Below are 13,567 nucleotides of genomic sequence, written 5' to 3'. Positions count from 1 at the left end.
TCACTATAGAAGCCGCCGTTCGCACCCGGTCACACCGGGCGCCGACCAAACGAGGATTGAGTCTTGACTGACCAGTTGCGACTGATGGCCGTCCACGCGCACCCCGACGACGAGTCGAGCAAAGGCGCGGCCACCATGGCCAAGTACGTGTCCGAGGGGGTGGACGTGCTGGTGGTGACCTGCACGGGCGGGGAGCGCGGCTCCATCCTCAATCCGAAGCTGCAGGGCGACAAGTACATCGAGGAGCACATCCACGAGGTACGCAAGAAGGAGATGGACGAGGCCCGCGAGATCCTCGGCGTCAAGCAGGAGTGGCTCGGCTTCGTCGACTCCGGCCTGCCCGAGGGCGACCCGCTGCCGCCGCTGCCGGAGGGCTGCTTCGCCCTCGAGGACGTCGACAAGGCGGCCGGCGAGCTGGTGCGGAGCATCCGCTCCTTCCGTCCCCAGGTGATCACCACCTATGACGAGAACGGTGGTTACCCGCACCCTGACCACATCATGACCCACAAGATCACGATGGTGGCGTTCGAGGGCGCGGCGGACACCGAGAAGTACCCGGAGTCCGAGTTCGGCCCGGCCTACCAGCCGCTGAAGGTGTACTACAACCAGGGCTTCAACCGCCCGCGCACCGAGGCGCTGCACCAGGCGATGCTCGACCGGGGCCTTGAGTCCCCGTACGGGGAATGGCTCAAGCGCTGGGACGACTCGGGGCACAAGGACCGCACGCTGACCACGCACGTCCCGTGTGCGGACTTCTTCGAGATCCGTGACAAGGCGCTGATCGCGCACGCCACGCAGATCGACCCCGACGGGGGCTGGTTCCGGGTGCCGATGGAGCTTCAGAAGGAGGTCTGGCCGACCGAGGAGTACGAGCTCGCGAAGTCCCTCGTGGATACCTCCCTCCCCGAGGACGACCTCTTTGCAGGCATCCGCGACAATGCCTGACATGAGCGCAAGCGCGAGCCTGGCAATGACCCATCTCGTCACCCTCGCCAAGGAGGTCGACGAGGACAAGGTGACCCCCGGCGTCCTCGGCTTCATCGTCTTCGCGGTGATGGCCCTGGCCGTGTGGGGCCTGATGAAGTCCATGAACCGCCACATGGGCCGGGTCGACTTCGACGAGGCCCCGGACGGGGAGTCGTCCGGCAAGGGCGCCGCGGAGCAGGCGTCGGGGAAGGCCTCACCCGCGAAGGGCTGAGTCCCCCCCGACCGGGCACACACCAGCCCGGCGGCACCGGCAGCGACCGGTCCCGCCGCGCTGGTGCCGGAGCAGGCGCCCGCAGGCCCGCTCCCCCTCCGTCCGGGACACTCACGGGGCCGCCACCACCCCCACCCCCATGACCTCCCGCGCATGCCGGCTCGGCACCATCCCCAGCCGCCAGGCCTGCCACCCGTCCTCCAGGCTCACGCCGCGCTCCAGCAGCAGCTGATACGCCTCCACGTAGTCGTCCAGCTTCTCGTCCCGCGCCGGATGGCCGGTCCGACCCAGCTGCGCCAGCTCCTCCTGCGCCACCGCCGTACCGACCTCCACCCCACCCGGAGCCGCATACGGCAGCAGCGTGCAGCGCAGGAAGTGGGCCCAGTCCTCGCCCCGCCGGTCCCCGTACGACGCGAACAGCCCCACCGCCTCGTCGCACAGGGCCAGCGCCTGCGCCGTACGCGCGTTGCCCGCGTCCACGACGGCCAGCTCCAGACAGGTCCACGCCTCGCCGTGGGCGACACCGATGCGCTGGAAGTCGGCGCGGGCGTCGACGAGCAGCTGCCTCGCGAAGCCCGAGTTCCGCAGCGATCCGGTCTGGGCGGCACGCAGGTCGCGGGTCGCGCGGGCCGAGTGGTGGCGGGCGCAGGCCAGCCCGTACACGTCCCGCATCCGGGAGAACATCGTGCGTGAGCGCTCCAGGTCACGGACCGCCTGGTCGAGGTTGCCCGCCTCCTCCAGCGCCTGACCGAGGTAGTAGAGCGTCCAGGCCTCGCCGCGCGCGTCCTCGTTGTCGCGGTGCCGGACCGCCGCCCGGCGCAGCTCCTCCACCCCCGTGAAGGCGTCGCCCGCGACCAGCCGGGCCCGGGCCAGCTGGGTCAGCGCCCACGCCTCGCCGCGGGCGTCGCGGGTCCGGCCGTACCGGTCGAGCGCCGCGCGCAGTTCGGCCTCCGCGCGCGGCACGTCGCCCAGGCGCAGGTACAGCTGGCCGAGCTGGAAGTGGGCCCACGCCTCGCCGTGCACGGACCCGCCGGCGCGGTGCAGTTCCAGGGAGCGGTTCAGCAGGTCCAGGGCCTCGGCGAGGTGGGCGCGGTCACGCTCGACGGCCGCCAGCGCGTGCATCGTCCACGCCCGGTCGGTGGCCAGCTCGGGCGCGGCCTGCAGGTCCAGCGCCTCCCGCAGCCGGGCCGCCGCCTCGGTGAGGTTGCCCTGGTGGTGCAGGGTGATACCGAGCGAGCACAGGGCACGGGCCGCGCCCGCGTCGTGCTGGGCCTCCCGGTACAGGTCGACGACCGAGGCGAGCGTCGTACGGGCCTTGTCCAGCTCGCCCAGCTGCCGGGCCGCGATACCCGTGCGCCACTGCACCGAGCGGATCAGCAGCCCCTGGTCCACAGCCTGGGCCAGTTCGTTGATCTCACCCAGGCGGTAGAGGTCGCCGCGCAGCAGGCAGTAGTCGCACAGCGCGCCCAGCAGGTTCAGCACCGCCGCCTGGTTCACGCCCTCCGCGAACCGGAGCGTCGAGGTGATGAAGCTCGACTCGTCGTCCAGCCAGCGCAGCGCCTCGTCCAGGGACGTGAAGCCGTGCGACCCGAAGCGGTCAGAGCGGGTCGACATGTTGCCGTCCACCAGCCGCAGCACCGAGTCGGCGAGCTCGGCGTAGTTCACGATCAGCCGCTCCTGCGCCGCGGCCCGCTCGGCCGGCTCCTCCTCGTCCAGCAGGCGGGCGTGCGCGAAGACGCGTACGAGGTCGTGCAGGCGGTAGCGGCTGCCGCGCACATGGTCGATCAGGCCCGCGCGGGAGAGGGCGACCAGGTGCCGGGTGGCCTCCGCCTCGTCCGTGGCCAGCAGCGCGGCGGCGGCCGCCGCGCCGAGCGAGGCACGGCCGGCCAGCGCCAGCCGCCGCAGCAGCCGTCGCGCCGGCTCCGCCTGGTCGGTGTAGCGCAGCCACAGCGCCCGCTCCACCGGCTCCACCGGCCCGTACGCCCCGAGGTCCGAGGCCAGCTGCCGCGGCGAGCGCGGGCCCAGCGAGGAACCGGCGACGCGCAGCGCCAACGGCAGCCCGCCGCACAACTCCCGCACCCGGTCGGCGGATTCGGCGTCGTACGGCCCCGAGGCGTCCTGCGCGGCCGCGCCCAGCAGCTCCTCCGCGCCCACCGCGTCCAGCGTCGTAACGGGCAGCTGGTGCACCCACGCCGGCAGGTCGCCGGGCAGGTCGAGCGGTGCCCGTGCGGTGACCAGGACCAGGCTGTCGGACCGCTCCGGGACCAGGGTGCGGACCTGCTCGGGGTCCGAGGCGTCGTCGAGGACGACCGCGACGGGCACACCGGTCAGATGCTGGTGGTACAGCTCGCTCAGCCGCTTGACCTGCTGGTCGGCCGAGGAACGCTCCCGGAACAGCAGCTGCTCGCGCGGTGCGCCCAGCCGGTTCAGCAGATGCAGCAGGGCCTCGCGGGTGGACAGCGGCGGTTCCTCCGGGCTGTCGCCGCGCAGATCCACCACGCACGCCCCGCGGAACTGGTCCTTCAGATCATGGGCGGCCCGCACCGCCAGCGTCGTACGGCCGCTGCCGGGCGCCCCGTGCAGAACGACCACCGTCGGCCGGGTCTGCGTGCTCGCCCGGGCGGCCTGCACCCACTGCCGGATCCGTGCCAGCTCCTGCCGCCGCCCCGCGAACGGGCCTACAGGCTCGGGCAGTTGACCGAACGACTGCTCCAGCACACTCCGCCCGCGCGCGGCCCCGCTCTTGTTGGCCCCCTTCAGCTGCGGCCCGCTCTTCTTCGGCCCCGTGGACGCGGCCAGCACCCGCTGCTGATCGAGGAACGGCCGGATCCCCCGCACGTCCAGTGCCGTCAGCCACTGCAGCCGCAACTGTTCCGGCCCGCCCGGCTGCCCCGCGGCACCGGCCCGGTGATGCGCGGCCGGCAGATGTGACCCGGCGACCTTCACCACCGTCGTCGCCGCGCCCACCACTCCGACGGTCACGCCCGCACCGACCGCGGTCCCCGTCCCCGTACCGAGTGCCAGATCGGCCACCGCAGCCGCCACAGCAGCCACACCCGCCACAAGCAGCGGCGTCCCGGCCCCCTCCCGCGCATACCGCTGCCCGAACGACAGCCGCCCGGCCTCCGTCTCGTCCAGCGCACGCGTATAGGCCTCGTACTCCTCGGCGGCCGCCTGCGCCATGGTGTCCAGCGCCCCGCGCGCCCGGGCCATGAGCACTTTGCCGTCGATGCGGCCACCCGACCGCCGTACCTCCTCCTCCACCGCGCGCACCAACAGCCGCTCGGCCTCCGCGCGATGACTGTCCCGCATGTCACGTCCCCCTCCGGCGGCAACTGCTTTGCCTATGAGTGTCCTTGCGGGACGCCCCGAACGCGAGGGGGGCGACGATCACCGTCCACTTCGCCGGCCGCGCGACCCGGCGGAAACGGACGACCGGGCGGCGGAGCTTCGCCACGACCGGTCCGGGCCCGTGGGGCAGGATGGAGGTATGCCGAACCGACTGGCCCATGAGACGTCCCCCTACCTGCTCCAGCACGCCGACAACCCCGTCGACTGGTGGCCCTGGTCGGAGGAGGCGTTCGAAGAGGCGCGCAGGAGTGACAAACCCGTCCTGCTCAGCGTCGGATATTCGAGCTGCCACTGGTGTCATGTCATGGCGCACGAGTCCTTCGAGGACCAGGCGACCGCCGACTTCCAGAACGAGCACTTCGTCAACATCAAGGTCGACCGCGAGGAGCGCCCCGACGTCGACGCCGTCTACATGGAGGCCGTGCAGGCGGCCACCGGGCAGGGCGGCTGGCCCATGACGGTGTTCCTCACCCCGGACGCCGAGCCGTTCTACTTCGGGACGTACTTCCCGCCCGCGCCCCGGCACGGGATGCCCTCCTTCCGGCAGGTGCTGGAGGGCGTGAGCGTCGCGTGGCAGAACCGGCGGGAGGAGGTCACCGACGTCGCCGGGAAGATCGTGCGGGATCTCGCCGGGCGGGAGATCGGCTTCGGGGGGACCGGGGCGCCGGGGGAGCAGGAGCTGGCGCAGGCGCTACTCGGGCTGACCCGGGAGTACGACCCGCAGCGCGGCGGATTCGGCGGGGCGCCGAAGTTCCCACCGTCCATGGTGATCGAGTTCCTGCTGCGGCATCACGCCCGGACCGGCGCCGAGGGCGCGCTGCAGATGGCGCAGGACACCTGTGAGCGGATGGCGCGGGGCGGGATCTACGACCAGCTCGGGGGCGGGTTCGCCCGGTACTCCGTCGACCGGGACTGGGTCGTGCCGCACTTCGAGAAGATGCTGTACGACAACGCCCTGCTGTGCCGCGTCTACGCCCACCTCTGGCGGGCCACCGGCTCCGAGCTCGCCCGCCGCGTAGCCCTCGAAACCGCCGACTTCATGGTGCGCGAACTGCGCACGAACGAGGGCGGGTTCGCCTCCGCACTGGACGCCGACAGCGACGACGGGACCGGTCGGCACGTCGAGGGGGCGTACTACGTCTGGACGCCCGAGCAGCTCCGTGACGTGCTGGGGGACGACGCCGCACTCGCCGCCCGCTGCTTCGGCGTGACCGAGGAGGGCACCTTCGAGGAGGCTGCCTCGGTCCTCCAACTCCCGCAGCAGGACGGCGTGTTCGACGCCGAGAAGGTCGAGTCCGTGAAGCAGCGGCTGCGGGCGGCCCGCGCCGAGCGGCCCGCTCCCGGACGGGACGACAAGATCGTCGCCGCCTGGAACGGCCTCGCGATCGCCGCGCTCGCCGAGACCGGCGCCTACTTCGACCGCCCCGACCTGGTGGACGCCGCCCTCGCCGCCGCCGACCTTCTCGTCCGCGTCCACCTCGACGACCACGCCCGCCTCGCCCGCACCAGCAAGGACGGCCGGGTCGGCGCCAACGCGGGCGTGCTGGAGGACTACGCCGATGTCGCCGAGGGCTTCCTGGCGCTGGCGTCCGTGACCGGGGAGGGCGTCTGGCTGGAGTTCGCGGGACTGCTGCTCGACCACGTCCTGGTCGGCTTCGTCGACGAGAAGTCGGGCGCCCTGTACGACACCGCCGCCGACGCCGAGCAGCTGATCCGCCGCCCCCAGGACCCCACCGACAACGCCGCCCCGTCCGGCTGGACCGCCGCCGCGGGTGCCCTGCTCGGCTATGCCGCCCAGACCGGCGCCGAACCCCATCGGACCGCCGCCGAGCGGGCGTTGGGCGTGGTGAAGGCGCTCGGTCCGCGCGTGCCCCGGTTCATCGGCTGGGGGCTCGCCGTCGCCGAGGCCAACCTCGACGGGCCCCGCGAGGTCGCGATCGTCGGGCCGAGCCTCGACGACAAGGCCACAAAGGCCTTGCACCGTACGGCACTTCTGGGCACCGCCCCCGGTGCGGTGGTCGCGTACGGCGTGCCGGGGAGCGAGGAGTTCCCGCTGCTGGCCGACCGGCCGCTGGTCGGCGGTGAACCGAGCGCGTACGTCTGCCGTAACTTCACCTGTGACGCCCCGACGACCGACCCGGAGCGGCTGCGCGCGGCGCTGAGCGGCTGATCCGGGCAGCGCAATTGGGCATGTGTGTGGACACGTCACGCTAGCCGCCCACCAGTACGAAACACGCTATTTATCGGAACAGCCCCCGAGCTTCACAGTTCCCCCCTACTCTCTCCACAGTGCCGGGACGGCGGTGACTCACCGTCTCGGCAGGGGGGTTTTGGGGATCTGGGGGGATCTGTTGCTGACGTCTGTCTTCATCGCTGCCGTTTCACTGGCCCTGTTCTGGATGGCGGCATTCACCCTGTGGTGGCAGATGCACGCGTGGCGTACGCCCGAAGTGCTCGCGTCCACCCGTTTCAGCCGGCCGGACGGCGGTGAGCACCTGTCGTTCTCGCTGCTGCTTCCGGCCCGGCACGAGCAGGCCGTGCTGGACCACACCATCCAGCGGCTGCTGGAGTCCACACACAACGACTTCGAGATCATCGTCATCGTCGGGCACGACGACCCGGAGACCACCGAGGTGGCCCGCCGGGCGGAGGCCCGCGACCCGCGGGTACGGGTCGTCGTCGACACCCACGAGAAGAAGAACAAGCCGAAGGCCATGAACACGGCGCTGCCGCACTGCCGCGGCGACGTCGTCGGGGTCTTCGACGCGGAGGACCAGGTTCATCCGGAGCTGCTCGCCCATGTCGACCATGCGTTCCGGTCCACCGGCGCGGACGTCGTCCAGGGCGGTGTGCAGCTCATCAACTTCCACTCCAGCTGGTACAGCCTGCGCAACTGCCTGGAGTACTTCTTCTGGTTCCGCTCACGGCTGCACCTGCACGCGCAGAAGGGCTTCATCCCGCTCGGCGGCAACACCGTCTTCGTGCGGACCAAGGTGCTGCGCGAGGCCGACGGCTGGGACCCCAACTGCCTCGCCGAGGACTGCGATCTGGGCGTGCGCCTGTCCAGCGTCGGAAAGAAGGTCGTCGTCGCCTACGACTCCGACATGGTCACCCGCGAGGAGACCCCGGGCAGCCTGATGTCCCTGCTGAAGCAGCGCACCCGCTGGAACCAGGGTTTCCTCCAGGTCTACCGGAAGAAGGACTGGAAGCAGCTCCCGGGCTTCCGGCAGCGGCTGCTCGCCCGCTACACCCTCATGACGCCGTACCTGCAGGCGATCTCCGGCGTGATCATCCCGCTGAACGTGGCCATCGCGCTCTTCCTGGACGTCCCGGTCGGCGTCGCCTTCATCACCTTCCTGCCGGCCGTCACCGCGCTCGTCACCTTCGTCTTCGAGCTCGTCGGACTGCACGACTTCGGCAAGCAGTACGGGCTCCGGGTCCGCCTCGTGCACTATCTCAAGCTCATCGTCGGCGGCCCCTTCTACCAGGTGCTGCTCGCCGGGGCCGCGGTCCGCGCCGTCTGGCGTGAGCAACGCGGCCGCAACGACTGGGAGTTGACCAGCCACGTCGGCGCACATCTCGCGCACGTGAACCGAGAGGACGTTCCTGCGTGACCTCCACACTTCCCGCGGCGACCGGAGTCAAGGTCCCCGCGCAGCGGACAGCTGCGCCCAGAACCGGTTCGACCGGCCGAACAACTCCTCCGCTCCGGCTGCGCAGTTCGCGCCCCGACCTCATCCTGTGCGGTGTCCTCCTCGTGGCGATCCTCGTCGTGCAGGGCTGGAACATCGCCGACTACCCGACCTTCAGCGACGACGAGGGCACCTACCTCGCCCAGGCCTGGGCCGTACAGGAGGGCCGGGGTCTCGCCCACTACACGTACTGGTACGACCACCCGCCCTTCGGCTGGGTGCAGATCGCCGTCCTGACCTGGATCCCTGCGTACCTCGCGCCCGAGTCGATGACCGTCGGCTCGATGCGGGTCATGATGCTGCTGATCAGCGCGGTCAGCGCCGTCCTCGTCTACGTCCTCGGCCGCCGCCTCGCGCTGCCCCGCTGGGCGGCCGGGCTCGGCATGGTGCTCTTCGGGCTCTCCCCGCTGTCGGTGGTCCTCCAGCGCGAGATCTTCCTCGACAACATCGCGGTGATGTGGACGCTGCTGGCCTTCTGCCTCGCGGCCTCCCCGAGCCGTCACCTCTGGCACCATTTCGGCGCGGGCATCGCGGCCGCCGCGGCCGTGCTCACCAAGGAGACGATGCTGCTCGTCCTGCCCGCCGTGATGGTCACCATGTGGCGGCACAGTCACCGCGACACCCGGAAGTTCGCGCTCACCGGGGCGATCACCGCGTGCGCGCTCATCGGCATCTCGTATCCCCTCTTCGCCCTGCTGAAGGGCGAGTTGCTGCCGGGTGACGGGCACGTCTCGCTGTGGGACGGCATCGTCTACCAGATGAGCCGCCCCGGCTCCGGCTTCATCCTCGAACCCGGCACCGGCTCCCACGGCGTGCTCCAGTCCTGGCTGTACTACGACCGTGTCCTGCCCCTCGGGGGACTCGTCGGCGCCCTGCTGCTCCTGCTCACCTGGCGCTGGTCGGTCACGGCACGGGCGCTCGCCGGGCCCGCGCTCGCCGTGGCGATCCTCGCGGGGATGGCCATGCGGCCGGGCTACCTGCCCGCCATGTACATCATCCAGGCGCTGCCGTTCCTCGCCCTCGTCCTGGCCGGCGGCACCGCCAGCGTGACCCACCTGGTGCTGCGCCGATGGCGCCGGGACGGCGAGAAGCGGTACGTCACCGGCGGTCGGTACGCGCTCGCGGCCGTCCTCGCGCTCGCGGCCGGCGCCTACGTCGTCCCCCGCTGGTACGACGGCGACCGCACCGCCATGACCGCCGACGCCAACGCCCCCTACCGGGCCGCCTCCACGTGGCTGGCCACGGAAGTCGAGGACCCGGAGGACACCCGGGTGCTCGTCGACGACGCGCTCTGGCTGGACCTGGTGCACGAGGGGTACCAGCCGGGGCTCGGCGTCATCTGGTTCTACAAGGCCGATCTCGACCCCGCGGTGACGAAGACGATGCCGCGCGGCTGGCGGGACCTCGACTACGTGGTCGCCTCGCCGACGGTACGGCGGGACGCGGTCGATCTGCCCAACGTCAGGGCAGCGATGGAGAACTCGACGCCGGTCGCCGTCTTCGGCACCGGTGAGGACCGGATCGAGATCCGGCAGATCCAGACCGTGGGAGGCGCCCGATGAGCGGTCACGAGTCCACCGTTCCCGGCGAACTGGGCGACCCGGCCGCGTACGCTGTCGAGGTTCCCGAGCCGGGCGCCGTCACCATCGTCGTACCGACGTTCAACGAGTCGGCGAACATCCGTCAGCTGCTGCACCAGATCACCGAGTCGGTGCCGTCCCGGCTGCCCTGCGAGGTCGTCTTCGTGGACGACTCCACCGACGACACCCCGCAGGTGATCCGCGAGGCCGCCCAGGACTGCCCGTTCCCGGTGACCGTGCTGCACCGCGAGGAGCCGGTCGGCGGGCTCGGCGGTGCGGTGGTCGAGGGCATGAAGGCGGCCGGCTCCGACTGGATCGTCGTCATGGACGGTGACTGCCAGCATCCGCCGTCCCTGGTCCCGGAGCTGGTGGCGACCGGCGAGCGGGCGAACGCCGGACTGGTCGTCGCCTCCCGTTACATCAAGGGCGGCAGCCGGGCGGGGCTGGCCGGCAGCTACCGCGTGGCCGTGTCCAGAGCGGCCACCTGGCTGACCAAGACCCTCTTCCCGCGCCGGCTGCACGGCATCAGCGACCCGATGAGCGGCTTCTTCGCGGTGCGCCGCAGCGCGGTCACCGCGGAGACGCTGACGCCGCTCGGCTACAAGATCCTGCTGGAACTGGCGGTCCGCAGCCGCCCGCGCACGGTCACCGAAGTGCCGTTCGTGTTCCAGGAGCGGTTCGCCGGGGAGTCCAAGTCCACGGCAGCGGAGGGGCGGCGTTTCCTGCGGCACCTCGCCGGGCTGCGTACGGCCGATCCGCTGGCCCGGATGGTGGTGTTCGGCCTGATCGGCGCGACCGGCTTCGTCCCGAACCTGCTCGGGCTGTGGGCCCTCACCTCCCTCGGCATGCACTACCTCCCGGCCGAGATCCTCGCCAACCAGCTCGGCGTCGCCTGGAACTTCCTGCTCATCGAGCGCCTGCTGTTCCGCGACCGCCGCCGGCACCGGCGCTTCTGGGACCGGCTCGGCCGGTTCGCGCTGCTCGCCAACGCCGACCTGGTGCTGCGTATCCCGCTGATCGCGCTGCTGGTCGGCGCGTTCGGCATGGCCGCGCTGCCCGCCACCGCGCTCGCGCTGGTGACGACCTTCGTCCTGCGCTTCGTCGGTACCGAAGCGCTGGTCTATCTGCCGCGCCGGAGCCGGACATCCGAGCGCGGGAGCCGCACAGCAAGGAGAGCCGTGTGAACAAACGCCGTAGAAGAACCGCACTCCTGGCCGTCGCAGGCCTCACCGGTGGCCTGCTCCTGACCACACCCCAGTCCGCCTCCGCCGCCAACCTCATCAAGAACCCCGGCTTCGAGACGGCCGGCACCGGCGACATGCCGTACTGCTGGTCGAAGTCCGGCTGGGGTGACAACGACTTCAGCTTCACCACGACCTCGGACGCCCACTCCGGCAGCAAGGCCATGAAAGTCGAGCTGACCCGCCGTGTCGAAGGCGACCGCAAGGCGCTGATCACGGAGTCCGCGGACTGCGCGCCGGTGGTGACGGTCGGCAAGCAGTACGACCTCTCCCTCTGGTACAAGACGACGACACCGGACGCCAACATCACCCTGTTCCGACACGACACGACGGCCGGCTGGCAGTACTGGACCGACCTCAAGACGCTGGAGATGGCGGGCAGCTGGACCCAGGCCACGGTCCGCACCCCGGAGGTGCCGGCCGGTACCGACCGCGTCAGCTGGGGCGTCTCCGTCTACGGCACCGGCTCCGCGACCACCGACGACTACACGATGGAACAGGTCGCCGACCCGGTCCCGGAGCCCGAGTGCACGGGCACGCCGGAGGAGTGCGCGAACGGCAGGTGGGACGTGCTGCCCGCGCAGAACCCGGTCCGCTCGATGCACTCGGTCGTCCTGCACAACGGCAAGGTGCTGCTGATCGCGGGCTCCGGCAACGACCCGGAGATGTTCGAGGCGGGCACGTTCACCTCCGCGGTCTACGACCCGCAGAACGGCACGTACAAGGTCATCCCCACGCCGGACGACATGTTCTGCGCCGGACACGTCCAGCTCCAGGACGGGCGGGTGCTGGTGATGAGCGGCAACAAGGGCTATCCGTCGGCGGACGGCACGATCGGCTACCAGGGGTACAAGGACTCGTACATCTTCGACCCCGAGACCGAGACGTACACCAGGACGAACGACATGAACGACGGGCACTGGTACCCGTCGGCGACGATCCTCGGCAACGGTGACGTCATCTCCTTCGGCGGGCTGAAGGAGGACTCGACCGGCTCGGTGACCGCCGAGCTGTGGTCGGACGCCGAGCAGAAGTGGCTCGAGCTGTGGAAGGTCAACCAGACCTGGTCCTACTGGGGCCTCTACCCGTCGATGATCCTGATGCAGGACGGCCGCCTCTTCTACTCCGGCAGCCATGTCTTCGGCAACAACATCCCCGGCACCGGCTCGGCGATCTACGACTACGACGCCAACACGATCACGCAGGTGCCCGGTCTGCAGAACAAGGACGAGCGCGACCAGTCGGCGAGCGTGCTGCTGCCGCCGGCGCAGGACCAGAAGGTCCTCACCATCGGCGGCGGCAACATCGACTCCAACCCGGAGGCGAACCGGCTGACCGATGTCATCGACCTCAAGGAGCCCAACCCGTCCTACGCCGCCGGTCCGCCGCTTCCGCAGGGCACCGTCGACCTCGGCAACGGTCCGGTCCCGCAGACCGGGGGCCAGGGCAAGATGTACGTCTCCGCGGTGCTGCTGCCGGACGGCAAGGTCCTGGAGACCGGCGGCGCCCTGCACAACCGGGCCAACCCGGTCTTCGAGTCGTCGATCTACGACCCGGCGACGAACACCTTCGACCCGGTGGCCGCCGACCCGGAGGCCCGCGGCTACCACTCCTCGGCGTTCCTGCTGCCCGACGGCCGGGTGATGACCACCGGCGACAACCCGGGCAACGGCTCCTGGAACCACAACGTGTCGATCTACACCCCGCCCTATCTCCTCAAGGGCGAGCGCCCGACGATCACCTCGGTGATCGACACCGAGTGGACCTACGGCGACACCCAGCGGATCACGGTGGACCGGCCCATCGCGAAGGCGGAGCTGATCCGCCCGGCGGCGGTGACGCACTCGTCGGACCCGAACCAGCGGTTCGTGGATCTTCCGTTGAGCGTGGACGGCAACACCATCGACCTGAACGTGACGAGCAACCCCAACCTGGCCCCGCCCGGCTGGTACATGCTCTTCGCGGTCGATGCGGGCGGGGTGCCGTCGGTCGCCAAGTGGGTGCACCTCCAAGGCCCGCAGGCCCTCGGCGCCACCGACGCCTCGGCCCACGTCCACTCCTTCGCCGACGACCTGTCCGGCAAGGTCACGGGCCCCGGCAGGAAGCGCACCTCGCAGCAGGTCGGCACGACCGTCGCCGGCTGCGACCGGCACTACGGCTCGGCCAACGTCTGCGTGCCGACCGCCTTCCCGTCCGAGGTGAAGAAGACGACGGCCGCCCGCTGCACCTGGCTGAAGGCCAACGACTACGGCCGCCTGAAGGTCAACGGCAAGGACGACCCCCTCCGCCTCGACCCGAACAAGGACGGCGTGGCCTGCGGAAAGGGCGACCTCAGGCGCCGCTGAGAATCAGGGTTCCCAGCGTGAGCTGAGCGCCCCACTGCAACAGAACGGCCCCGGCCCGGGCGGGCGTCCACCGGGTTCGGGGCCACAGCAGTGCCAGCACACCGAGCACGACAGCGGCCCAGAAGAAGCCGTACAGCACCCCGCCCGGGATGCTGGAGCA

The 13,567-nt window shown here is 70.9% G+C and carries 8 protein-coding genes; 7 read left to right on the top strand and 1 reads right to left on the bottom strand.

The window, feature by feature from the left end:
- The first annotated feature begins 84 nt into the window (after window positions 1–84).
- Both mca and ACFVJQ_RS03815 read left to right on the top strand, forming a co-directional pair.
- Window positions 85–945, top strand: coding sequence for a mycothiol conjugate amidase Mca (gene mca / locus ACFVJQ_RS03820; protein ID WP_224734025.1), 861 nt, complete (start codon window positions 85–87; stop codon window positions 943–945).
- Window positions 938–1,198: a hypothetical protein gene (locus ACFVJQ_RS03815; RefSeq protein ID WP_385510918.1), complete on the top strand. Its 261-nt coding sequence runs from the start codon at window positions 938–940 to the stop codon at window positions 1,196–1,198. The genes mca and ACFVJQ_RS03815 overlap by 8 nt, the downstream gene beginning before the upstream one ends.
- Before the next feature lie 111 nt (window positions 1,199–1,309).
- Here ACFVJQ_RS03815 and ACFVJQ_RS03810 read toward each other — a convergent pair whose 3' ends face one another.
- Window positions 1,310–4,510: a tetratricopeptide repeat protein gene (locus ACFVJQ_RS03810; RefSeq protein ID WP_385780687.1), complete on the bottom strand. Its 3,201-nt coding sequence runs from the start codon at window positions 4,508–4,510 to the stop codon at window positions 1,310–1,312.
- A 178-nt stretch (window positions 4,511–4,688) separates the two neighbouring features.
- Here ACFVJQ_RS03810 and ACFVJQ_RS03805 point away from each other — a divergent pair, with 178 nt between their 5' ends.
- The 5 genes from ACFVJQ_RS03805 (at window position 4,689) to ACFVJQ_RS03785 (ending at window position 13,407) form a co-directional block, all read left to right on the top strand.
- Complete coding sequence (locus tag ACFVJQ_RS03805) at window positions 4,689–6,719, top strand: thioredoxin domain-containing protein (RefSeq protein WP_385780684.1); 2,031 nt, start codon at window positions 4,689–4,691, stop codon at window positions 6,717–6,719.
- Window positions 6,720–6,900: 181 nt separating this feature from the next.
- The gene (locus ACFVJQ_RS03800) at window positions 6,901–8,163 is read left to right on the top strand and encodes a glycosyltransferase (protein WP_129801178.1); all 1,263 of its coding nucleotides are present in this window, start codon (window positions 6,901–6,903) and stop codon (window positions 8,161–8,163) included.
- Window positions 8,160–9,803 (top strand): ArnT family glycosyltransferase, encoded by a 1,644-nt coding sequence (locus ACFVJQ_RS03795; RefSeq protein WP_385510915.1) that lies wholly within the window; start codon window positions 8,160–8,162, stop codon window positions 9,801–9,803. The genes ACFVJQ_RS03800 and ACFVJQ_RS03795 overlap by 4 nt, the downstream gene beginning before the upstream one ends.
- A complete protein-coding gene (locus ACFVJQ_RS03790; protein WP_385780681.1) occupies window positions 9,800–11,005 on the top strand; it encodes a glycosyltransferase in 1,206 nt (401 codons plus the stop codon). The genes ACFVJQ_RS03795 and ACFVJQ_RS03790 overlap by 4 nt, the downstream gene beginning before the upstream one ends.
- Entirely contained in the window at window positions 11,002–13,407 is a 2,406-nt protein-coding gene (locus tag ACFVJQ_RS03785; protein ID WP_385510912.1) for a galactose oxidase-like domain-containing protein, read from the top strand. The genes ACFVJQ_RS03790 and ACFVJQ_RS03785 overlap by 4 nt, the downstream gene beginning before the upstream one ends.
- Window positions 13,408–13,567: the final 160 nt, after the last annotated feature.

Origin of the sequence: Streptomyces sp. NPDC127197, from assembly GCF_042672405.1 — a bacterium.
Lineage (GTDB): Bacteria > Actinomycetota > Actinomycetes > Streptomycetales > Streptomycetaceae > Streptomyces > Streptomyces flavusporus.
Note: the sequence above shows the minus strand (reverse complement) of the source record. Positions and strands in the feature narration are given on the sequence as shown.